15 protein-coding genes are annotated in these 22313 nt (G+C 72.6%); 7 read left to right on the top strand and 8 right to left on the bottom strand.

Features of this window, described 5'->3' with window-relative positions; all coding sequences use genetic code 11:
• Positions 1 to 10: 10 nt before the first annotated feature.
• Together ABTZ99_RS25610 and ABTZ99_RS25605 are read right to left on the bottom strand one after the other, a co-directional pair.
• Complete coding sequence (locus ABTZ99_RS25610) at positions 11 to 367, bottom strand: hypothetical protein (RefSeq protein ID WP_498777492.1); 357 nt, start codon at positions 365 to 367, stop codon at positions 11 to 13.
• On the bottom strand, positions 364 to 1530 hold the full coding sequence (locus ABTZ99_RS25605) for a beta-ketoacyl synthase N-terminal-like domain-containing protein (protein ID WP_499614612.1): 1167 nt from the start codon (positions 1528 to 1530) through the stop codon (positions 364 to 366). The genes ABTZ99_RS25610 and ABTZ99_RS25605 overlap by 4 nt, the downstream gene beginning before the upstream one ends.
• 306 nt (positions 1531 to 1836) lie before the next feature.
• On the opposite strand from ABTZ99_RS25605, the gene ABTZ99_RS25600 reads away from it, so the two are divergent.
• Positions 1837 to 4776 carry an AfsR/SARP family transcriptional regulator gene (locus ABTZ99_RS25600; RefSeq protein ID WP_498777488.1) on the top strand — a complete coding sequence of 980 codons (2940 nt, stop codon included), beginning with the start codon at positions 1837 to 1839 and terminating at the stop codon, positions 4774 to 4776.
• Between the two features lie 304 nt (positions 4777 to 5080).
• Positions 5081 to 5785, top strand: a complete 705-nt coding sequence (locus ABTZ99_RS25595; RefSeq protein ID WP_498777486.1) for a G1 family glutamic endopeptidase — start codon at positions 5081 to 5083, stop codon at positions 5783 to 5785.
• A 34-nt stretch (positions 5786 to 5819) separates the two neighbouring features.
• Here ABTZ99_RS25595 and ABTZ99_RS25590 read toward each other — a convergent pair whose 3' ends face one another.
• The 6 genes from ABTZ99_RS25590 to ABTZ99_RS25565 form a co-directional block, all read right to left on the bottom strand.
• The gene (locus ABTZ99_RS25590; RefSeq protein ID WP_499614609.1) at positions 5820 to 6755 is read right to left on the bottom strand and encodes a PDR/VanB family oxidoreductase; all 936 of its coding nucleotides are present in this window, start codon (positions 6753 to 6755) and stop codon (positions 5820 to 5822) included.
• An 11-nt stretch (positions 6756 to 6766) separates the two neighbouring features.
• Positions 6767 to 7009, bottom strand: coding sequence for a hypothetical protein (locus ABTZ99_RS25585; RefSeq protein WP_499614606.1), 243 nt, complete (start codon positions 7007 to 7009; stop codon positions 6767 to 6769).
• Positions 7006 to 8058, bottom strand: a complete 1053-nt coding sequence (locus ABTZ99_RS25580) for an aromatic ring-hydroxylating dioxygenase subunit alpha (RefSeq protein WP_498777480.1) — start codon at positions 8056 to 8058, stop codon at positions 7006 to 7008. Before ABTZ99_RS25580 ends, ABTZ99_RS25585 begins: the two co-directional genes overlap by 4 nt.
• Positions 8059 to 8214: 156 nt before the next feature.
• A complete protein-coding gene (locus ABTZ99_RS25575; protein WP_499614603.1) occupies positions 8215 to 9741 on the bottom strand; it encodes an acyl-CoA synthetase in 1527 nt (508 codons plus the stop codon).
• 10 nt (positions 9742 to 9751) lie between these two features.
• Complete coding sequence (locus tag ABTZ99_RS25570) at positions 9752 to 9889, bottom strand: hypothetical protein (RefSeq protein WP_498777476.1); 138 nt, start codon at positions 9887 to 9889, stop codon at positions 9752 to 9754.
• Positions 9890 to 10020: 131 nt separating this feature from the next.
• Entirely contained in the window at positions 10021 to 13983 is a 3963-nt protein-coding gene (locus tag ABTZ99_RS25565) for a CHAT domain-containing protein (RefSeq protein WP_499614600.1), read from the bottom strand.
• A 240-nt stretch (positions 13984 to 14223) separates the two neighbouring features.
• Between ABTZ99_RS25565 and ABTZ99_RS25560 the strand changes: the two genes are divergently transcribed.
• The 5 genes from ABTZ99_RS25560 (at position 14224) to narI (ending at position 22036) form a co-directional block, all read left to right on the top strand.
• On the top strand, positions 14224 to 14979 hold the full coding sequence (locus ABTZ99_RS25560; protein WP_499614653.1) for a protein-L-isoaspartate O-methyltransferase family protein: 756 nt from the start codon (positions 14224 to 14226) through the stop codon (positions 14977 to 14979).
• A gap of 397 nt (positions 14980 to 15376) precedes the next feature.
• Positions 15377 to 18994 (top strand): nitrate reductase subunit alpha, encoded by a 3618-nt coding sequence (locus ABTZ99_RS25555; RefSeq protein WP_499614651.1) that lies wholly within the window; start codon positions 15377 to 15379, stop codon positions 18992 to 18994.
• A complete protein-coding gene (gene narH / locus ABTZ99_RS25550; protein ID WP_498777473.1) occupies positions 18994 to 20643 on the top strand; it encodes a nitrate reductase subunit beta in 1650 nt (549 codons plus the stop codon). Before ABTZ99_RS25555 ends, narH begins: the two co-directional genes overlap by 1 nt.
• Complete coding sequence (gene narJ, locus ABTZ99_RS25545) at positions 20640 to 21314, top strand: nitrate reductase molybdenum cofactor assembly chaperone (protein ID WP_498777471.1); 675 nt, start codon at positions 20640 to 20642, stop codon at positions 21312 to 21314. The genes narH and narJ overlap by 4 nt, the downstream gene beginning before the upstream one ends.
• The gene (narI, locus tag ABTZ99_RS25540; protein ID WP_498777469.1) at positions 21311 to 22036 is read left to right on the top strand and encodes a respiratory nitrate reductase subunit gamma; all 726 of its coding nucleotides are present in this window, start codon (positions 21311 to 21313) and stop codon (positions 22034 to 22036) included. The genes narJ and narI overlap by 4 nt, the downstream gene beginning before the upstream one ends.
• Positions 22037 to 22313 lie beyond the last annotated feature (277 nt).

Here is a 22313-nt window from a genome sequence, read left to right as displayed (position 1 = left end):
AGGTCTCCTGTCACGTTGGCGTGCAGCGGCGGACGCGCACGGGTAGGGGTCGGAGGCGGTGGCCCAGCCGGGCGGCGGTGTCGACCGGGTCCGGCTCGCGGAAGCGCGCGGCGAGGTCCTCGTCGTCGATCCACTCGCGCCACTGGCCGACCTCGCCGCGCCGGTTGACCCGCGGCCCGTCCCCGGCGACGCGCGCCTCGTGCGCCCGCATGGCCTCGAAGGAGCCGCGCGCCACCGCCCGTTCCAGCTCGGACCGGTCCACCGCGGACCGCGGGAACCGGGGCAGCGCGCCGAGCAGGCGGAGGTCGGCCCGGTGCCGTTCGACGGCTTCCCGGTCGGCCCTCGACGTGGTCGACTGCCCGGTCATCGGCTGCTCCCGGTGTGCGGTTGGAGGACGGCCGCCGCGACGTTGCCGCCGAACCCGAGGCCGAGCTGCACGGCCGGTCCGCCGGGGTGCAGGAAGTGGCCCTCGGCGAGCTGCGGGTGGCGCTGCTCGGTTACCGCGCGCGGTGCGGGCACGACGCCCTCCACGACGGCTCGCGCCAGCGCCACCAGCTCCAGCAGCGGCGCGGTGCCCATGGTGTGGCCCAGGAGCGGCTTGAGGCCGTACGTGACGGCCTTGTCGCCCAGGTGCGCCAGCACCCGCTCGTCGGCGGTGTTGCAGGCCACCGTGCCGGTCGCGTGCGCGACGTACAGCCCGATCGCGGCCTTGTCCACGCCGGCGGCGGTCAGGGCCTGGTCGACGGTGCGCACCAGGTGCTCGCCGGACGGCTCGATCGACGTCGGGTGGTGGGCGTCGTTGCCCAGCGCGGTCGACAGCACGCGCAGGTAGCCCGCCGGGTGCGGCGCCGCGGTCAGCACTACCGCCGCCGCGGCCTCGCCGATGACGAACCCGCGCGTGCCCTCCTGGAACGGGCGGCAGACGTCGTCGGGCGGGCTGTCGTGCACCAGCGCGCCGAGGTCGGCGAACAGCCGGATCTCCTCGCCGTCGTAGCCGACGTCGGCGGACGTGACGACCACGTCGGTGGCGTCGCCCCAGCGCAGCAGCCGGTGGGCCAGCGCGACGGCGTGCAGGCCGGACGAGCACGCGGCGCTGAGCACGGCGCTCGGACCGAGGAACCGGTTCTTGATCATCACCTGGCCGGGCGGCGTCGTCCGCACCCGCTCGACGAACCGGCGGCGGTTCGTCGCGCCCGGGTACCGGTCGCGCCACAGCTCGCGGTCCGCGCCGGTGGTGGCGTGCAGCACGGCGACCCGCTCGCCCGGTTCCCAGCCGTGCGCGCGGGCGTCGGCGACGGCCTCCTCGGCGACCTCGGCGACGGCCCGCGCGTACCGCGTCGTCCCGCCCGACGCCTCCGGCCGGTCCGGCACGCGGGCGTACCAGCAGGGGTCGGGGAAGGCGTCGCCCAACCCGCGGTGCGGCCTGGCCGAGGAGACGCCGCCGACGAGCCCGTCCCACAGCGCGTCGACGCCCCAGCCGTAGCCGGTCGCCGCGCCGGCACCCACGACGTCGATCACCCCGTCGGACATTGCCGCCCTCTCTGGTCCGAGGCGCATACGCCCCCTCGGAGTCCGGCTGGGCGGAGCCCCTCGTGTCCGCCCAGCCGAAATCCGATTGCCGCGTCCGCTCGGCTCGCCGGCGGACGGCACAACTCTTCTCGGAGGTGGGCAAGTACCGCTGTCACAGCGCTTTAGCGCCAGCTCAAGGGCGGTGCGATGACGTGTGGCGCGGCGAGTGCCGCATAACGCCGACGTCGAATTCCCTCAACCGGCCGCTGGCCGACGCCAATTCCGGCAACTACGCTGGACGCCTTGGGGGAAAGGGTGGGGGACGCAATGCTCTCGGGTATTCGCTATTCCGCACTGGGGCCGCTGTCGGCCTGGCGGGCGACGGAGAAGATCGAGCTGGGCTGGGCCAAGCAGCAGGCCGTGCTGGGCGTGATGCTGCTGGAGATGAACCGGCCGGTGCCGGTGCGCAAGATCGTCGACGGGGTGTGGGGAGAGCAGGGGCCGCGCGACGCGCGCAACGCCGTGCAGACCTACATCAGCCGCCTGCGCCGGGTGTTGCGCGGGCCGGGCGAGTCGCTGGTGCACACCGAGGCCGGGTACCTGCTGCACGGCGAGCCGACGAACCTCGACGTCGTGGTGTTCGAGCAGCACCTCGACGCCGCGCACGAGCGCTACCGCGACAGCGACGTGGCGGGCACGGCCGAACAGGTGGATGCCGCGTTGGCGCTGTGGCGCGGCGAGCCGTTCAGCGGGCTCGACGGCCCGCTGCTGGAGGCGGAGCGGCAGCGGCTGGCGGAACGCCACCTCAGCGCGCAGGAGCTGCGGGCCCGCATCGGGATCGAGCTCGGCCGGGCCGGCGAGAGCGTCGCCGGGCTGACCAGGCTGGTCGCCGAGAACCCGTTGCAGGAACGGCTGCGCGCGCTGCTCATGCTGGCGCTGTACCAGTCGGGCAGGCGGGCCGCCGCGCTGGACGTGTTCCAGGAGACCAGGCGGCTGCTGGCGGACGAGCTGGGCGTGGACCCCGGCGAGGAGATCCGCGACCTGCACGAGCGGATCCTGCGCGGCGACCCCGGCCTGACCGCGCCCGGCGGGCAGCCGGCCACGCGCAACACGCTGCCGCGCGACGTCGCGGACTTCACCGGCCGGGCGGGCGAGCTGGCGCGGCTGCTGGCCGACCCGCCGCCGTCCACCGCGGCGGTGGTGGAGGCGGTGGACGGCAGCGCCGGGGTGGGCAAGACGGCGCTGGCCGTGCACGCGGCGCACCAGCTGGCCCACCGCTATCCCGACGCGCAGCTGTTCGTCAACCTGCACGGCCACTCGCCGGGCCGCACGCCGGTCGAGCCGCTGGCCGCGCTCGACACGCTGCTGCGCGCGCTCGGCGTGCCCGGCGAGCGGATCCCGGCGAAGCTGGACGCCCGCGCGGGCCTGTGGCGGGCCGAGCTCGCCGACCGCGCCGCGCTCGTGGTGCTGGACGACGCGACGGACGCCGAGCAGGTCCGCGCGCTGTTGCCGGGCACGGCCCGCAGCCTGACCCTCGTGACGAGCAGGCGCAGGCTGGTCGACCTGGAGGCCGCGCACGCGCTGTCGCTGGACGTCCTGCCGCACGACGACGCCGTCGCGCTGTTCGGCCGGATCGTCGGGGACCGCCGGGCCGACGACGAGGCGGACACGGTCGCCGAGGTCGTCGAGCTGTGCGGCCGCCTGCCGCTGGCGATCCGGATCGCCGCGGCCCGGCTGCGCACCCGTCCCGCGTGGACCGTCCGGTACCTGGCCGACCGGCTGCGCCAGGACCGGCCGCTGGCCGAGCTGGAGGCGGGCGACCGGGGCGTCACGGCGGCGTTCTCGCTGTCCTACCGGCACCTGACCGGCGGGCAGCAGCGGGTGTTCCGCATCCTGGGGCTGCACACCGGCCCCGACCTCGACGCCGACGCGGCCGCCGCGCTGGCCGGCCTGGAGGTCGGCGCGGCGCGCCGGGTGCTGGAGGACCTGGTCGACGTGCACGTGCTGGAGCAGCCGACGGCCGGGCGCTACCGGTTCCACGACCTGGTGCGGCACTTCGCCCGCGACGTGGTGGAGGGCACCGAGCCGGAGCCCGTGCGGTGCGCCGCGCTGGACCGGCTCGGGGACCACTACCTGCACACGGCCGCCGCGGCCATGAACACCATCGCGCCGCACGAGCGCTCGCGCCGTCCGGACCTGCCCGCGCCGGCCGTGCTCGCCGAGTACGACGAGGCGTTGGCGTGGCTGGACGCCGAGCGGCCGAACCTGCTGGCCGTGGCCGCGCGACCGCGGTACGCGACGCCGCTGGCCGACGTGCTGCACCGCTACCTGCACCTGCGCAACCACATCGACGACGCCCTGGCGCTCGACTCGCTCGCGTTGGCGGCGGCGACCGACCGCGACGCTTCGGGGCGTGCCCTGCACCGCCTGGGCCTCGGCCACTACCGGTCGGGCAACCAGGCGGCGGCGCGGTCGTTCCAGGAGCGGGCGATGGAGGTCTTCCGCACGTCCGAGGACCGCCAGTGGGAGGCGGACGTGCTGCGGGCGACGGGTGTGCTGGACGGCCTGGCCGGCAGGCACCGCGACGCGATCGACACGAACCTGCGGGCGTTGACGATCATCCGCGAGGTCGGCAGCGTGGCGTGCGAGACGGCGGCGCTGTCGAACATCGGCGTGGCCTACCAGCGCCTCGGCCGGTACGACGAGGCCTTGGAGCACCTGACGGAGGCCGCGTACCTGGCGCGCACCATCGGCCACGAGGTCGCCGAGGGCTACGCGTTGTGCGAGACGGGCGTCGTCCACCGCCGGCGCGGGGAGTACGCCGAGGCGCTCGACCACCACCGCCGGGCGTTGGCGAAGGCGTGCGCCAACGGCCACCGCGTCGGCGAGGGCTACGCGCTGGCCAGGCTGGGCGAGGTGCACGGCCTGATGGGTGACGAGGCGCAGGCCCTGGACCACCTGGACCGGGCGCTGGCCGCGAGCCGCGGTGCGGTGCACCGGGTCAGCGAGGGCGACGCGCGGTGCGCGTTGGGAGAGCTGCACTTGCGCGCCGGTCGTCGGGCGGAGGCGGCGGCGGAGTTCGGCCTGGCCTTGGCCATCGCCGTCGACACCGGTGACCGGGGGCAGGAGGCGCGGGCGCAGGAAGGACTGGGTGACGCGGCGGACGATCCCGAGGTGGCGCGGCGGCACTGGTTGCGGACGTTGGAGGTGTACGCGGTGATGGACGTGCCGGGCGCGGACGCCGTGCGGGACAAGCTGGGGAGTTAGCGGGCGCGACCCGCGTCGGCCGCCCCGGCGCCGAGGCTGCGACCGTTCTCCGGGCCGGGCGGCCCGACCGGCTTCCCGGCCAGGCGGACTTCGCAGCCAGGCGGACTTCCTGGCAGGGCACCGCACTTGGGCGTCGTCCCCCGCTCGAACGCCGGAACCCGTGTCGGCAAGCACCTCCCGCCGCGGCACCGCACGCCCGGTGTCGGCCGCCCGTGACCGGTGCTCTTTCGGGTGTACTTCACCTTCGGCGGCGCGAACCGGGCCGACACTGGTCGCTGAACCGGCTCCTCCAGAAGGTTGGACCATGCGCCGCATCCCCGCTCTGCTCGCCGCGCTGGTGCTGATGGTGGCGGTCACGCCTCCAGCATCGGCCGAGACCCGGGATTCACCGCACTGGGTCGGATACGGGGCACGCGACCCGGAGGGTTTCCGATCCGTGAGCGCCAGGTGGACCGTGCCGGCGTACGTGGGCGAATGCAGCGGGAACCGGTGGGCGGCGTACGCGGTGTGGGTCGGGATGGGCGGCCAGGACGGCGGCGCCACCGACACCGTCGAGCAGACCGGCACGATCGCCGAGTGCCGGGACGGGACGGTGGAGCACTGGGCCTTCGTCGAGGCGTACCCGGCCGAGGCCGAGCTGTTGTTCGAGGTGCAGCCCGGAGACGTCGTGGATGCCCAGATCACCATGAGGGAAGGGGTCTTCGACTTCCTGGTGGCCGATTCGACCTCCAAGAGGTGGGAGGACGGAACCCGGGCGACCACCGGGCTGGGGCGGACCGCGGAAGTGGTCGTCGAGAGCCCGGACGGCGAGTACTTCGGGAAGTTCGACCCGGTCCACTTCAGGAAGGCGAAGATCAACGGTCGGTCCATCGGCCTGCTGGACCTCACCCGCTGGACGTTGGTCGACTACGACGGCGACCACCCCACCGAGCCGCGCGTGGTCCGCGCCTGGGCCACCCACTTGTTCAACGCCGGAACGGCGTTCGACGTCCACTGGCTGTCCGAGTGACAGCGGCGCCCGCACGGCGCCGCAGGGGTCCCGGTCACAGGTCGAGGACGAGTCGTGGGCTTCGGGACCGCGACACGCAGATCATCATCACGTCGCAGGCCGCCCGCTCCCCCTCGTCGAGCACGGAGTCCCGGTGGTCCGGGACTCCCGCCAGCACACCCGTCTCGCACGTGCCGCACGTGCCCTCCCGGCACGACGACAGCACCGCGATCCCGGCCTCCTCCACCGCGTACAGGACCGACTCGCCCTCCGGCACGACCAGGGTCCGACCCGACCGCGCCAACTCGACCTCGAACGACGTGCGCGGGCCTTCGACGGCCCTGGGCGTGAAGCGCTCGACGTGCAGCCGAGCGGGAGAGCGCTGTTCGACGGCGGCCAGCAGCGGTTCCGGCCCGCAGCAGTAGATCTCGACGTCCGCCTCCAGGAACGAGTCCAGCTCCAGCAGCCCGGTCTCGTCCTGCGGCCGCACGACCACCCGGTCGCCGTACCGGTCGCGCAGTTCTCCGGCGAACGCCATGGACGAGCGCGTCCGCCCGCCGTACAGCAACCGCCACGACGCGCTCCGATCCGCGACAGCCCTGATCATGGGCACGATCGGCGTGATGCCGATGCCGCCCGCGACGAACAGGTAGCGCTCCGCCGCCACCAGCGGGAACTGGTTGCGCGGCCCGCGAACGCGCACCGCGGACCCCTCGCCGAGCGTCGAGTGCACGTACCGCGAACCCCCGCGGCCGGCGGGCTCGTGCAGCACCGCCACCTGGAGCGCCGAGCGGTCCGCCGGGTCGCCGCACAGCGAGTACTGGCGGACGAGGTCCGGCCCCAGCACGAGGTCGACGTGGGCGCCGGGTTCCCAGGCGGGCAGCGGTTCGCCGGCCGGGTGGCGCAGGGTCAGCCGCACCACTCCGTCGGCGATGAACTCCTTGCGCTCGACCAGGACGTCGAACTCCACGTGCTCGGCGGACGCGGTCATCGGGCTCCTGTTCACCGGTGGGCTTCGACCGGCCGCCGCTCGACCGGCGGCGGTGACCCGGCCGTCGGCGGTGACCCGGCCGTCGGCGGCGCGTGGCCCTCCGGGTGGGCCAGCAGCCAGTCCCACAGTCGCACCGGGTCGTCCGAGTCGTGCTCGGCTCCGCAATGGCACACGCCGACCAGCAGGTCGGTGCCCGGTTCCCAGTGGACGCGGTAGACCGTGCCGCCGCGCAGCATCGCCACCCGGTCGCTCATGTCGCGGTCGCCTTCGCGGGTTCGCCGGCCGCCGAGACCATGCGCTTGAGGATGCGCCGCGCGGCCAGCCCGCCGGTGTCGATGTTGATCGACAGTTCCTGGTAGCCCTCGGGCTCGGACCGGATCACGCGTTCCAGGACGTCCAGCGCGGTGACGTCCTGGAGGACGACCGTGCGGTTGCTGTCACGCAGGAAGTCCGACACCTCCTGGTCGTCCAGCGCGAAATCCCGTGCCACGGCCCAGAAGTCGTGCGTGCTGTGCTCGGTCTCCGGTGTGATGGCGTAGACGACCTCGACGTGGAAGCCGCGCGGGTCCGAGCCGTCGGCCTCGGGCAGCACGCCGACCGGCGCGACCCGGCTGTGCAGCAGGTACAGGCACGGCGGGTGGTACTCGATGTCCTGCCAGCGCGTGATCCGGCCTTCGATCCCGGTGGACCTGGCGTAGAACGGCGGGCAAGCCGCGTCGGCCATGTGCCGGCTGACGTAGATGATCCCGTTGTCCTCGTCGACCTCGGTGGTGATCGGCGTATTGGCCACCTCGGGCGTGCCGATGTACCCGCCGTGCAGGTAGGTCTCGTGCGACAGGTCCATGAGGTTGTCCACCAGCAGCTCGTACCGCGCCGCCAGCGGTTCCATCCCGCACACGGTGGTGTAGGCGGGGTCGGCGAGCCACGGCGCCCGGGGGATCAGCGCCCGGTCGGCCCGGTCGCGCTCGCCGATCCACACCCAGACGAACGAGTCCTGCTCCACCACCGGGTAGGACGGCACTCGCGCGGTGCGCGGGATCCGCTCCTGACCCGGCACGAACACGCAAGTGCCGGCCTTGTCGTAGGTGAAGCCGTGGTAGCCGCAGACGATCGTGTCGCCCTCCAGCCTGCTTTCCGAGAGCGGGTAGCGCCGGTGCACGCACCGGTCCGCCAGCGCCACCACCTCGCCCGCCTCGCTGCGGTAGAACACCAGCGGCTCGCCCAGGATCGTCCTGGCGAACAGCTCGTGCCCGATCTCGCGGCCGTAGGCCGCCACGTACCACTGGTCACGCGCGAACGTCATGATCTGGCAACCTCCTGCGGTGCACGGTCCGGGCACGAGACAGATCGCGGCCGGGCACGGGGCGGTCGGCCGACGTGCCCGCCGCGGACCTCTGATGCGTCCGTCGCCGCCCCATGCGGTGATCTTCGAGCGATTCGTCTCCTGTGGACGGTCGGGTCAGGTCGCGCCGTAACGGGCGCGCACGAGTTTCTTGAGCAGCTTCCCGGTGGCGCTCTGCGGCAGTTCGTCCACGAACACCACGGACTTCGGGATCTTGTAGCCCGCCAGCCGGTCGCGCAGGAACGCCAGCACGTCCAGCTCGCTCGTCGCGTCCGCACCGGGGTTGACGGTGACGACCGCGCGGCCCACCTCGCCCCACCTGGGGTCCGGCACGCCGATCACGGTGCACTCGGCGATCGCCGGGTGCTCGTGGAGGACGCCCTCGACCTCCGCCGGGTAGATGTTCTCCCCGCCCGAGATGATCACGTCCTTGAGCCGGTCGACCACGGTGATGTAGCCGTCCTCGTCCGGCGTGGCGACGTCGCCGGAGTGGAACCACCCGTCGGGGCCGAAGGCCACCGCCGTGTCCGCAGGCCGCCGCCAGTAGCCGCGCATCACGTTCGGACCGCTGATCACGATCTCGCCCTTCTCACCGGGCCCGACGTCGGCCAGGTCTGGCCCGACCACGCGCACGTCGGTGAAGAAGTGCGGCACACCGGCGGTTCCCGCCTTGGCCTCGCTCATCTCCTTGGTCAGGTACAGGGCGCCGGGCGAGGTCTCCGTCATGCCGTAGCCCTGGCTGAAGGACAGCCCGCGTCGCTGGTAGGTGCGGATGGTCGACTCCGGCACGGGCGCGCCGCCGCAGTTGACCTGCCGCAGGCTGGACAGGTCGGCCTCCTCCCAGCGCGGGCAGGCGGCGATCGCGTTGTACATGGTGGGAACGCCGAACATGTAGGTGACGCGGTGGGTCTCGATCTGTTCGAGCACCCCGGCGGCGTCGAAGGCGGACATGAGGACGACCGTGCCGCCCTTGATGAGCGTGGGCAGGCAGGTCATGTTGAGCCCGGCGGTGTGGAACAGCGGCGCGACGACCAGCGTCACCTCGTCACTGGCCAGGTCGACGTCGACCAGCACGTTGACGGTGTTCCAGGTGAGGTTGCCGTGGGTCAGCATGGCGCCCTTGGGCCGCCCGGTCGTGCCCGAGGTGTACATGATCAGGCACAGGTCGTCGAGCGTGACCGGCTCGTCGATCGGATCGGCCTCGGAGGCCGCGATCAACTCCTCGTACGAGGACTCACCCGCGGCGGGGTGGTCGAGCGCGATGACCCGCAGCGGACCCACGGCCGCCCGGACCGCCTGGACGACGGATGCCTGCTCCGGCGCGTACACCAGCACGTCACTGCCGGAGTCGGTCAGGACGTGGGCCACCTCCGCCGGCGCCAGCCGCATGTTCAGCGGGACGAACACCGCGCCGAGCACGCCGACGGCGAACAACGCCTCCAGGAAGGCGGGGTGGTTCGGCCCCAGGTACGCGACCCGGTCGCCCCGGCCCACCCCGGCCCGCCGCAGGCCGTGCGCCAGCCGGAGGACCCGCTCGTGCAGCTGCCGATAGGTCGAGCCACGACCTTCGTGGACCACCGCCACCTTCTCCGGCGTCTTGCGGACCCGCCGTGCGGGCCACGAGCCGATGCCCTGGTTGCGCATGACGACCCCTTCAGTCCTCGACCAGACCCGGCGGGCGGGCCGCGCGGTCCTCGATGATCTCCGGCCGGACACCGTGCTCCCCCGCCGGCCTTCGCGCGCCGACCCGGCCACCACCGATGACCACCGCGACCTCGCCCGGCAGCTCCATCGCGCATCCCCTCCCGCCGACCCGCGCTCGAACCGGTCCCCACATGAAGCTAGGCACATCCATGTCGGCCGTCAAGAATTTGCCCAACGTTCGGTGCGGGAAGAGCCCTGGAGACGACGCCTGGCTCGGTTTCAGGGTCCGACGTGGATGTACGGGACCCAGGCGGAGGGCAGCGTGTCCCAGCCCCGGGCGCGGAGGTCGTGCACGGCGTGGTGCAGCGCGTAGGCGGCTCGGTCACCGGCCGTCGTCGTGCCGAGGCGTCGGTAGAAGCCGCGGGCGACCTCGGCGGCGGTGGTGTCGTGGATCGGCCACAGGGTGGCCACGACGTTGCGGTAGCCGGCCAGGTGGAGCGCGGCGCCCAGGTGCAGCGATTCGTCGGGCAGGTCGCCTCCGCTCGCGGTGTCGCACGCGGAGAGGTAGGCCAGTTCACCGCTGAGGTGCAGGCGGGAGACGTCGGCGACGGTCAGCCGTTCGTCGTGCAGCACCAGTCCCGAGGCCGACGGGTGTCGGGCGTCGGCCACGCCGTGGCAGGCGAAGTGCACGTGGGTGTGCCGTCGCAGGTCGGCGAGCACCCGGTGGCGCGCCGCGTCGGCGGATCGGCGCACGGTGCACCGGCCTCGCGACAGCTCGGTGAGCACGGCGACTTCCGGGTCGACGTCCAGCGCGACGGCGTCCGCCGCGTCGGGGACCGCGACGACGAGCGTGCCGTCGCGCCCGGCCGGTTCGTCCTTGCGCGCCAGGGAGAGCGCTCTGATCGTGGGTGTGTAGGAGGACACCGTGCGGTGGGGCACGGAGGCGGACGTGCCGGGGATGCCGGCCGCGTGCAGCGGCAGCCTGGTCATGGCGCCGGTCGGGCACCACCACAGCCGGGGCGTCGGGCCGAGGTGGTCGAGCACGGGCCGTGCCACGGCCTGCCACAGCCACGCCAGCACGTCGTTCAGGACGGTGTTGTGCGCGATGACCCCGGCGACGCCCTGGGCGGCGTGCGCGGCCGCGGCGAGTTCGTCGGCCCGTTCGGCCGCGGTGGCCGCCGTGAGGTCGGGCAGGGGCACCACGTCGACACCACGGGTGGTCAGGACCAGGGCGTCGCAGCGCAGTGGGCTCACGTTGACGATGACGACCGGTCCGCCGGCCGCGGCGGTGAGCAGCTCGGTGAACGGCGGCGGGCGCAGGAAGCCGGCCAGCCCCGGCAGCCCGCGGACCTCGTCCACCGCCTCGTCCCACTGCCGGGCCAGCGCCATGCGGCGGTCGCGCGCGGCGGGTGCGGGATCGGTCGCAGGAGCCTCGTCGAGGCCGTCGCGCAGTTCGACCAGCCGCCGCGCGAGGTCGGGGCGCACGTCGTGCAGCGCCAGGAAGTCCGTGCGCAGGTCCAGGACCTGCGACCAGAGCACGGACCGGCCCTGCTCCAGCAGTTCGACGGCCCGTTGCGGACGACCCGCCGCGAGCGCGGTGGCGGCGGCGTGCGAAGCGACCCCGACCATCGCCAGCAGTTGCCGTTGCTGGTCCTCGCGGTGCAGGCCGCGCCAGGCGAACACCGGCAGCAACGCCACCACCTGCTCGTACCCGGCGAGCGACGACTCCACGTCGTGGCCGGCCGCCGCAACGGCCCACCACGACGCCGCCTGGATCCGGTCGAGCGCGGGCGACGCGACCGAGCCCGCCGCGACCGCCAGCGCGGCGAGGGCCTCGGCGAGGTCGGCCGGGTCGTGCCCGGCCCGGTGGCGGCGGATCAGCGCGGTGGCGAGGTTGTACGAGTGCACCGCGTGCCGCGTTTCGCCCGACGTGGTGCGCGAGACGCATTCCCGCATCAGGACGACGGCCTCGTCCAGGTCCCGGGCCTGGCCGGTGGACCCGAACCGGTCGGCGAGCGCGCCACCGAGGTTGGAGAGGTACCGGGACCGGCCGGGGTCTTCTGGGCGCGTGGCCGCCAGGACGTCACGATAGATCCCGATGGCGCGGTCGAGGTCGGCCGGGTCGCGCCGGACGCGGAAGCGCGTCGCGTACGCGTTCGCGAGGTTCGTCGAGTTCCGGGCGTGGCGGGTCGTGCCCTCGATCCCGGTGACCGACCCGATGCCCGCCTCCACGGCCGCGTCCAGGTGCGCGGGGTCACCGGTGAGGTGGTACAGGTTCCCCAACCCCTCGCACAGGCCGGCGAGGATCTCGGGCCGCAGCACCTCGGTCGGCCCGACGGTGGCCAGCGCCTCGTGGAAAGCGTTCACCGCGTCCACCGCGTCCGCCGCGGCGCCGGTCCGCTCGAAGCGGCGGAGCAACGCGCCGCCAAGCTGGTCGACCAAAGAGGGATCCGGACGGACGCCACCCGCGATCCCGCGCCGGATCACCGCGATCCCGTCGTCCAGGTCGCGCGCGGAGCCGAAGAGCTCGTACGCGGTCAGCAGGGCGTGTCCGACCGCCCCCAGCTGGACGACCGCCATGCCCGGCGGCAACTCGGGCGCGGTGATCTCGCGGGCGATGGCCAGCGCGCGCGTGGCCGAGTCCTGGTCGCCGTGCCGGTGGTAGCGGGCGAGGTGCGCCCGCACCAGGTTGGCCTGGTCCAGCAGGTGCTCGGGATGCCCGTCCGGCCTGGCTGCCGCGGCGGCGGCGTACAGCTCGATCGCTTCGTCCAGGTCCTCGTCGCTGCCGAACCTGCGGGAGCGGTCGGACAGCGCGACGGCCAGGAGGTTGAGGTGGTCGACGTAATGCGGCCGGTCCGGCGGGACGTGGTCACCGGCCGACCTGTGCCACCGCACCGCCTCCTCGATGGCCGCGCGGTCGCCGGTCTCGTCGAACAGCAGTCGGTATGCGGTGCCGAGCTGCACCCTGGCCCGACCCTTGAGGTCGGTGCTGCTGCTGTCCACCACGGTCAGCAGCAGCTCGATCGACTCGGCCAGCGCGCCCGGCACGCCACAGAGGTGCGCCGGCACCAGCGCGTTCGCCAGGTTGACCACGCAGTAGTCGGTCAAGGGCTGCTCGCCCCGCGCCGGGCCGAGTGCGGCGCGCCCGGCCGCGACGCCGTGCTCCACGTCGAGCGGGTCCTGGAACCGCTCGAAGCGCGCGAGGTAGGTGAGGCACAACCGGGTGTGGGCCAGCGCCTGCGGCACCCCCAGCGCGAGCTGCTCCGCGAGCGGCACGGCGCGGCGCAACACCTCGACCGCCTCGTCGAGGCCGACGGTCGTGGTGTCGCTCTCGGCGCGGGAGACGAGGGCGAGGCCCAGTTCCAGCAGGGCGTGGACGTGAGCCGGGTGGCCAGGCTCGGTCGCCGCCACCCCGAGGCGGTAGAGGGCGATCATGCGGTCCGGCTCGTCGGTCCCCACGTGTTCGCCCAAGCCGGCGAGCAGGTCGGCGGTCAGCGCGGCGACGTGCGCCCGGACGTCGTCGTCCGCGTCGGGGTCGTGCCACGTCCGCGACATCACCTCGACCAGCAGGTCGGCCCGCTCCGGCCCGGGTCGCTGCACGTACTGCGTCGCCCGCAGGTCGACCAGGTTCATCAGCGCGACGGGCCGGTGCCGCCAGCCGGGCCGCGCCGCCGCGAGGCAGGCGTCGAGGACGCGGGCGGCTTCGGCGCCGTCCGGGCTGTCGGGGCCGTCCACCCGGAGCCGGAGCGTCAGGAACCCGCCGAGCCGGCACAACGCGGTGCCGTGGAACTCCTCGCCCTCCGGGAGCCTGGCGGCGCACGCGGTCGTCGCAGCCACCGCGCGGTCGAGGTCCGACCGATCCCCGGTCACCTCGAAGCGGGAGGCGAAGCCGCCGCCCAGGCTGTAGAGGAAGAACGGGTCGAACTCGCCCTCCCCCGCGCCGCCTGCCTCGACCAGGTCGAGCGCGGCCGATAACAGGACCGGCAGCACCTCGGGGTGCGCCTGCCGCAGCGCGAGGAACCGGTTCAGGTAGGCCGACACGGTGTCCAGGTCCTGGTCACCGGCGAGGAACCGGCACCAGCAGAGGTACGCCACGGCCACGACCGCGTCCGGATCGGTCGCGTCGGCGAGCGCGTGGGCTTCCGCGAGCGCATCGGGCGCCAAAACCGCGTCGACGTCCTGGTCCTGGAAGAAGGCGGCGACGCGCCGGAAGAGCGAGGCGGCCAACTGCTCGGTCTCCACAACACCTGCCTCGCACGGCGTCGCCCTCGCGTTACCGCCGGGATCGTCCGACACCGTGGCCCGCACCCGCCGGGCGCGGTGGAACTCGTTGCGGGGTGGGGAATCCGCCGACGTGGGCCGACCCGATCCCACCTTCCTGGTGGTGGACGGAATCCTTCCGATGCCCGACGCTGTCGCGTGACGTGAGCGCGCGCACCGGCGCTGCCGTGCCGGGGAAGCCGGAGGAGGACTCCCGTGGAGATGGCGGACCGCTTGGCCGGCTACGCGAAGGCGTTGCGCGAGCAGGGGGCGATCCGGACCGACGCGGTCGAGCGCGCCTTCCGCTCGGTCAGGCGGGACCGGTGCGTGACCCACTTCTACCCCGGGCCCGGTTCGCGCGTCGACGTCGGGCCGGACGGGCCGCCCGGAGCGGTGCTGGATGTGATCTACCGGGACACCCCGTTACCCGTCCGGCGGCCCGGGACGGGGCCCACGGCCCGGTGCTCGTCCGCGCGGCCGAGCCTGGTCGCCCGGATGCTGGAGGCGCTCGACCTGCGACCGGGGCACCGGGTGTTGGAGATCGGCACGGGCAACGGCTACACCGCCGCGCTCATCGCGGCCGTCACCGGGACCCGCGTGTTCTCCCTGGACTGCCGGCTGGACGTGGTGCACGACGCCCAGCGGGCGATGCGCAGGCTGGGGCGGGCCGACGTCACCGTGGCGTGCGGCGACCTCGAACGCGGCGTGCCGAGCCAGGCCCCGTTCGACCGGGTGATCGTCACCTTCCCCCGCGACCGCGTGTCGCCCGCGTGGCTCGACCACCTCGGCGCGGACGGCGTGCTCCTCGTCCCGATGAGCCTCGCCGACGCCCATCCGGTGCTCGCGGTTCGCGTCAATCGCGACGCCGCGTTCGGCACTCCCGCGATGTGGACGTCTCCCCGGGATTACGACTGGGCGCTCGCGGCGGAGGAATTCGACCGCCCGAAATCACCGATCCCGATCCCGACCCGCCGGTGACTCCGCACCGCCACCACCCGACCGGTGTGACTTGGATGTTAAAGATGGGTGTGAACCTGCCGGTCGACGCCCGTCACGCAGTGTGCCATCAGGACACACGACGGCATATCGTCGCAGGTAACACTGCGTAAGTCGGTCCAGGTCCGGACGTGAGCCGCAGCACGGTCGTAAACGTGACGTTACGTCGTGCTCACCACCCGCGGCACGTTAAAGTGCGGATTCGAATCCTTTCTTGTAGGCACCCCTGCGGCCCCCTAAGGTGACCCAGCGAGGCCATTGACGGTGGCCGTCGATTTAGCGATTCACTATTACTTCGGAGGTGATCGCCGTGTCGAATTTCTCCGCCGGTAGCGTTCGTCCGGACGCCGCGGAGCCCGATTCCGAGCTCGGTGACTCGCTGCTGCGCCTGGCCAGGCACTTCCAGCGGGGCGAGACCTCCGCGGACGGGCGCACGTTGCACCAGATCGGTGGACGCGGCGCCGACGTCTTCTACCGGGACCGGTGGGCCCACGACAAGGTGGTGCGGTCCACCCACGGGGTGAACTGCACCGGCTCCTGCTCGTGGAAGGTCTACGTCAAGGACGGCGTGATCACCTGGGAGTCCCAGCAGACCGACTACCCCTCGATCGGGCCGGACAAGCCGGAGTACGAGCCGCGCGGCTGTCCGCGTGGCGCGTCCTTCTCCTGGTACACCTACTCCCCCGCCCGCGTGCGCTACCCGTACGTGCGCGGTGTGCTGCTGGAGTACTACCGCGAGGCCAAGGAACGGCTGAAGGACCCGGTGCTCGCCTGGGCCGACATCGTCGAGGACCCGGAGAAGTCCCGCAAGTACAAGGCCGCCCGCGGCATGGGCGGCTTCGTGCGCGCCGAGTGGTGGGAGGCCGCCGAGATGGTCGCCGCCGCGCACGTGCACACGATCAAGCGCTACGGCCCGGACCGGGTCGCGGGCTTCTCGCCGATCCCGGCGATGTCCATGGTCAGCCACGCGGCAGGCGCGCGGTTCGTCTCGCTGGTCGGCGGCTCGATGCTGAGCTTCTACGACTGGTACGCCGACCTGCCGGTGGCGAGCCCGCAGGTGTTCGGCGACCAGACCGACGTGCCGGAGTCGGCGGACTGGTTCGACGCCGGCTACCTGATCATGTGGGGCTCGAACGTCCCGGTCACCCGCACGCCCGACGCGCACTACATGACCGAGGCGCGCTACCGGGGCCAGAAGGTCGTCGTGGTGTCCCCCGACTACGCCGACAACACCAAGTTCGCCGACGAGTGGCTGCCCGCGCGCCCCGGCACCGACGCGGCGCTGGCCATGGCGATGGGGCACGTGATCCTGCGGGAGTTCTTCGTCGAGAAGAGCACCCCGTACTTCACCGACTACGTCAAGCGCTACACCGACCTGCCGTTCCTGGTGACCCTGACCGAGACCGACGACGGCCACGTGCCGGGGAAGTTCCTCACCGCCGCGGACCTCGGCGACACCGGCGAGGGCGCGGAGTCCAAGACGGTCCTGCTGGACGCGCGCGGTGAGCCCGTGGTGCCGCCGGGGTCGCTCGGGCACCGGTTCACCGACTCGGGCCAGGGCAACTGGAACCTCGACCTCGGCGACGTCGACCCGCTGCTGTCCGCGCGCGGCGGCGAGCCGGTCACCGTGGCGCTGCCGCGGTTCGACACCAGCGAGCCGGGCGTGCTGCGCCGGGGCGTGCCGACGCGGATCGTCGCGGGCCGCCGGGTGACCACGGTGTTCGACCTGCTGCTCGCCCAGTACGGCGTGCGCCGCGACGACCTGCCCGGCGAGTGGCCCACCGGCTACGACGACGCCACCCAGCCCTACACCCCCGCCTGGCAGGAAGCGATCACCGGCGTGCCCGCCGCCGCGGCCGAGCGGATCGGCCGGGAGTTCGCCGACAACGCCGAGCGCTCCAAGGGCCGGTCCATGATCCTCATGGGCGCGGGCACCAACCACTGGTTCCACTCCGACCAGATCTACCGCTCGTTCCTGGCGCTGACCATGCTCACCGGCTGCCAGGGCGTCAACGGCGGCGGGTGGGCGCACTACGTCGGCCAGGAGAAGTGCCGCCCGGTCACCGGGTGGTCCACCCTGGCGTTCGGGCTGGACTGGCAGCGCCCGCCCCGGCAGATGCAGGGCACGATCTTCTGGTACCTGGCCACCGACCAGTGGCGCTACGACCCGTTCACCTCGGACGTGATGTCCTCGCCGCTGGGCACCGGGCGCTTCGCCGGGCGCACCGCGGCCGACAACATCGCGCTCGCGTCACGGCTCGGGTGGATGCCGAGCTACCCGACGTTCAACCGCAACCCGCTGGACCTGGCCGACGAGGCGGAGCGGCTGGGCAAGCCCGCCGCGGACCACGTGGTGGACGGGCTCAAGTCCGGGCACCTGCGGTTCGCCTGCGAGGACCCGGACGCGCCGGAGAACTTCCCGCGCGTGCTCACCGTGTGGCGGGCGAACCTGCTCGGCTCGTCGGCCAAGGGCAACGAGTACTTCCTCAAGCACCTGCTCGGCACCGACACCAACCTGCGCGCCAAGGACTCCGACGGGGTGCGGCCGCAGGAGGTGACCTGGCGCGACGAGGCGCCGGTCGGCAAGCTGGACCTGCTGCTGTCGCTGGACTTCCGGATGACGTCGACGACGCTGTTCTCGGACGTGGTGCTGCCCGCGGCGACCTGGTACGAGAAGCACGACCTGTCCTCCACCGACATGCACCCCTACGTGCACGCCTTCTCGCCCGCGATCTCCCCGCCGTGGGAGACCAAGACCGACTTCGAGGCGTTCCACCGCATCGCCCGCGGGTTCTCCTGGCTGGCCGAGAAGCACCTGGGCAAGCGCAAGGACATCGTGGCGGTCGCGCTCACCCACGACACCGTCGACGCCACCGCGCAGCCCGGCGGGCAGGTGCTGGACTGGAAGAACGGCGAGTGCGAGCCGATCCCCGGCAAGACCATGCCACGGCTCGTGGTCGTGGAGCGGGACTACCCGGCGATCGGCGACAAGATGGCCGCCCTCGGACCGCTGGTCGAGAAGGTCGGGCTGACCACCAAGGGCGTCACCTACCACCCGGACGAAGAGGTCGAGTACCTCAAGGGCGCCAACGGCACGGTCCCGTCCGGCGTCGCGGCCGGTCGGCCGTCGCTGGCCAAGGACACCCACGCCGCGGAGGCGATCCTGGCGCTGTCCGGCACGACCAACGGCCGCCTGGCCACGGAGGGCTTCCGCGCCCTGGAACGCCGGACCGGCACCCCGCTGGCCGACCTGGCCGCGGAGAGCGAGGGCAAGCGGATCACCTTCCCGGACACCCAGGCCCGGCCGGTGCCGGTGATCACCTCGCCGGAGTGGTCGGGCAGCGAGACCGGCGGCCGGCGGTACTCCCCGTTCACGATCAACACCGAGCGGCTCAAGCCCTGGCACACCCTCACCGGGCGCCAGCACTTCTTCCTCGACCACGACTGGATGTTCGAGCTGGGCGAGCAGCTGCCGGTCTTCCGACCACCGCTGGACATGACGGCGCTGTTCGACGAGCCGGCCGTCGGCGCGCTGGACGGCGGGGTGACCGTGCGCTACCTGACCCCGCACTCGAAGTGGTCGATCCACTCGGCGTACCAGGACAACCTGCACATGCTCACGCTGTCGCGGGGCGGTCAGGCGATCTGGATGTCCGACCGGGACGCCGCGAAGATCGGCGTCGAGGACAACGACTGGATCGAGGCGGTCAACCGCAACGGGATCGTGGTCGCCCGCGCGATCGTGTCCCACCGGATGCCCGAGGGCACGGTGTTCATGTACCACGCGCAGGACAAGGCCGTCGGCGTGCCGCGGACCGAGGCGACCGGCAAGCGCGGCGGCATCCACAACGCGCTGACCCGGTTGATGATCAAGCCGTCGCACCTCATCGGCGGCTACGCCCAGCAGTCCTTCGCGCTCAACTACCACGGTCCCACGGGCAACCAGCGCGACGAGGTCACGACCATTCGCCGCCGCGGCCAGGAGGTGCAGTACTGATGCGCGTGATGGCACAGCTCGCCATGGTGATGAACCTGGACAAGTGCATCGGCTGCCACACGTGCAGCGTCACCTGCAAGCAGGCGTGGACCAATCGCGGCGGTGTGGAGTACGCGTGGTTCAACAACGTCGAGACGCGGCCCGGGCAGGGCTACCCGCGCCAGTACCAGGACCAGGACAAGTGGAAGGGCGGCTGGGCGCTCAACAAGCGCGGCAAGCTGACCCTGCGCACCGGCTCGCGGCTCAAGCGGCTGCTGAACATCTTCGCCAACCCGGACATGCCCACGGTGGCGGACTACTACGAGCCGTGGACCTACGACTACCAGAACCTGCTCTCCGCCCCGCCCTCGGACACCACGCCCACCGCCAAGCCGAAGTCGTCGATCACCGGCGAGGACACGAAGGTGACGTGGGGCGCCAACTGGGACGACGACCTGGGCGGCGGACCGGCGCAGATCGGCAAGGACCCGTTGCTGGGCAAGCTCTCCGAGCAGGTCAAGCTCGAGTTCGAGCAGACGTTCATGTTCTACCTGCCCCGCATCTGCGAGCACTGCCTCAACCCGTCGTGCGCGGCGTCCTGCCCGTCCGGCGCGATCTACAAGCGCGCCGAGGACGGCATCGTGCTGGTGGACCAGGACAAGTGCCGCGGCTGGCGGCAGTGCGTCACGGGCTGCCCGTACAAGAAGATCTACTTCAACCACAAGACGGGCAAGGCGGAGAAGTGCACGTTCTGCTACCCGCGGGTCGAGGTGGGCATCCCGACGGTGTGCTCCGAGACGTGCGTCGGCAGGCTGCGCTACATCGGCGTGCTGCTCTACGACGCGGACAAGGTGGGTGAGGCGGCGTCGGTCAAGGACGACAAGGACCTCTACCCCGCGCAGCTCGACGTCTTCCTCAACCCGCACGACCCGCGGGTGGTCGCCGAGGCCGAGCGGGCGGGCATCTCCCCCGAGTGGATCGAGGCCGCGCAGAACTCGCCGGTCTACCGCCTGATCGTCGACTACCAACTGGCGCTGCCGCTGCACCCGGAGTACCGCACCATGCCGATGGTCTGGTACGTGCCGCCGCTGTCGCCGGTGGTCGACGTGCTGTCGGAGACCGGTCACGACGGCGAGGCCGTGGGCAACCTGTTCGGCGCCATCGACGCGTTGCGCATCCCGGTGGAGTACCTGGCCGAGCTGTTCACCGCCGGTGACGTGGGGCCGGTGCGGGCCTCGTTGCAGCGGTTGGCCGCGATGCGCGCGCACATGCGCAAGGTCAACCTCGGCGAGGACGTGGACGACTCGATCGCCGCGTCGGTGCGGCTCGCGCCCGGCGAGATCGAGTCGATGTACCGGCTGCTGGCCATCGCCAAGTACGAGGACCGCTACGTGATCCCCGCCGGCGCGGGGTCGGACGCGCACCGGCTGGAGGCCCTGACCACCGGGTGCAGCCTGGACGGCGACGGCGGTCCCGGCATGACCGCGTTCGAGGTGATGGCGGAGAAGTTCCAGCTGACCGACACCAACGGCGCGGCGCCGGCCGACAAGGCCAAGCGCATCAACCTGCTCGACTGGGACGGGGTCGACACCAAGGGCCTGTTCCCCGCCGGTGGCAACGGCAACGGCAACGGCGCCGCGACCGCGCACGAACCCGAGGCCATCGCATGAGCGTGCTGCGCAAGCGCGACAAGAAGGTCGCGGAGGCGCCGGACCGCGAGAGCCGGCTGGTGTGGCGGATCGCCGCGCTCCTGATCGACTACCCGGGCGAGGCGATGACGCGCCTGCTGCCCGACCTGCGCGCGGCGGCCGGGTCGCTGCCCGCGCCCGCCGGACCCGCGCTGGCGTCCTTCATCGACCACGCGGCGTCCTCGACGGGCAACGCGCTGGCGCAGCACTACGTCGAGACCTTCGACCTGCGCAAGCGCAACTGCCTGCACCTGTCGTACTACGCCTACGGCGACACCCGCAAGCGCGGCATGGCGCTGCTGCGGTTCAAGCACGCCTACCGCGCGGCCGGTGTCGAGCTGGGCGAGCACGAGCTGCCCGATCACCTCTCGGTCGTGCTCGAGTTCGCCGCGACCGCCGATCCCGCCGCCGGGCGGCGGCTGCTGGTGGAGCACCGCCCGGTGCTGGAGATGATCCGGCTGTCCCTGGCCGACGGCGGGTCGCCGTACCTGGCCGTGCTGGACGCGGTGTGCGCCACGCTGCCGGAGATCAGCGCCGCGGACCTCCGCAAGATCGCGACCCTGGCCGCGGAAGGGCCGCCAGAGGAGGACGTGGGGTTGGAGCCGTTCGCGATGGACCCCGCGCTGCACGCCGAAGCGGGAGGACGACGATGAGCACGTTGCTGTGGCTGGCCCTGCCGTACATCGCGCTGACCTCGTTCCTGGTCGGGCACGTCTGGCGGTACCGGCACGACCAGTTCGGCTGGACGACCCGGTCCTCGCAGATGCACGAGAGCAGGCTCCTGCGCATGGGCAGCCCGCTGTTCCACTTCGGGCTGCTCGCCGTGATCGGCGGCCACGTGCTGGGCCTGCTGGTCCCGAAGAGCTGGACCGAGTTCTTCGGGATCAGCGAGGGCATGTACCACCTCGTCTCGGTGACGGCCGGGACGCTGGCGGGCGTGGCCACCGTGGCGGGCCTGGCGATCCTGCTCTACCGCCGGTTCACGGTGTCCGCGGTGCGCCAGGCCACCACGCGGGGCGACAAGGTCATGTACGCGCTGCTCGCGGCGGCGATCGTGACCGGGATGTTCAACACCGTGGGCGAGAACCTGATCGGTGGCGGCTACGACTACCGGTCGTCGGTGTCCGTGTGGTTCCGAGGCCTGTTCACGTTCTCCGCGCGGCCGGAGCTGATGGCGGGCACGCCGCTCAGCTTCCAGGTGCACAACGTGACCGTGCTCGTGCTGCTGGGCATCTGGCCGTACACCCGCCTGGTGCACGTGTTCAGCGCGCCGCTCGGCTACCTCGTGCGGCCGTACGTCGTGTACCGCAGCCGTGACCCACAACGCCCCGACGCCAACCGCTACGCCCGCGCGTGGGGCGACCAGCACGAGTAGGAGCGGTCACCCGCACCGGCCGAGTCGGCCCCACCTGCCTCGCGGTAGGTGGGGCCGACTCCGTCGTGCACCCCTCGTGAAACCCCGTCCGCGTGTCGGCAAGCCCACAGGCCCGCACGGCGAAATCCCGGTGCGGCGGGTCCGGGCCTTGACCTACCCTGGTCGACGTGATGCAGCAACTGCTCTTCCTCTGAGGGACGACGCCTCCACCGGTACCGCGGTTTCGCGCTACCGGGTCTCGTCCTTCCTGCTCATCACCTTCACCGGAGGCAGTCGT

Source organism: Actinosynnema sp. NPDC002837 (assembly GCF_040295345.1).
Classification (GTDB): Bacteria; Actinomycetota; Actinomycetes; order Mycobacteriales; family Pseudonocardiaceae; genus Actinosynnema.
This window is presented reverse-complemented; position numbering and strand designations above follow the sequence as displayed.

Bases quoted from the DNA above. Each gene is read 5' to 3' on its own strand.
- narH (WP_498777473.1), top strand. From the start codon at position 18,994: ATGCGCGTGATGGCACAGCTCGCCATGGTGATGAACCTGGACAAGTGC.
- ABTZ99_RS25605 (WP_499614612.1), bottom strand. From the start codon at position 1,530: ATGTCCGACGGGGTGATCGACGTCGTGGGTGCCGGCGCGGCGACCGGC.
- ABTZ99_RS25595 (WP_498777486.1), top strand. From the start codon at position 5,081: ATGCGCCGCATCCCCGCTCTGCTCGCCGCGCTGGTGCTGATGGTGGCG.
- ABTZ99_RS25590 (WP_499614609.1), bottom strand. From the start codon at position 6,755: ATGACCGCGTCCGCCGAGCACGTGGAGTTCGACGTCCTGGTCGAGCGC.
- narJ (WP_498777471.1), top strand. From the start codon at position 20,640: ATGAGCGTGCTGCGCAAGCGCGACAAGAAGGTCGCGGAGGCGCCGGAC.
- ABTZ99_RS25560 (WP_499614653.1), top strand. From the start codon at position 14,224: ATGGCGGACCGCTTGGCCGGCTACGCGAAGGCGTTGCGCGAGCAGGGG.
- narI (WP_498777469.1), top strand. From the start codon at position 21,311: ATGAGCACGTTGCTGTGGCTGGCCCTGCCGTACATCGCGCTGACCTCG.
- ABTZ99_RS25610 (WP_498777492.1), bottom strand. From the start codon at position 367: ATGACCGGGCAGTCGACCACGTCGAGGGCCGACCGGGAAGCCGTCGAA.
- ABTZ99_RS25600 (WP_498777488.1), top strand. From the start codon at position 1,837: ATGCTCTCGGGTATTCGCTATTCCGCACTGGGGCCGCTGTCGGCCTGG.
- ABTZ99_RS25585 (WP_499614606.1), bottom strand. From the start codon at position 7,009: ATGAGCGACCGGGTGGCGATGCTGCGCGGCGGCACGGTCTACCGCGTC.
- ABTZ99_RS25575 (WP_499614603.1), bottom strand. From the start codon at position 9,741: ATGCGCAACCAGGGCATCGGCTCGTGGCCCGCACGGCGGGTCCGCAAG.
- ABTZ99_RS25570 (WP_498777476.1), bottom strand. From the start codon at position 9,889: ATGGAGCTGCCGGGCGAGGTCGCGGTGGTCATCGGTGGTGGCCGGGTC.
- ABTZ99_RS25580 (WP_498777480.1), bottom strand. From the start codon at position 8,058: ATGACGTTCGCGCGTGACCAGTGGTACGTGGCGGCCTACGGCCGCGAG.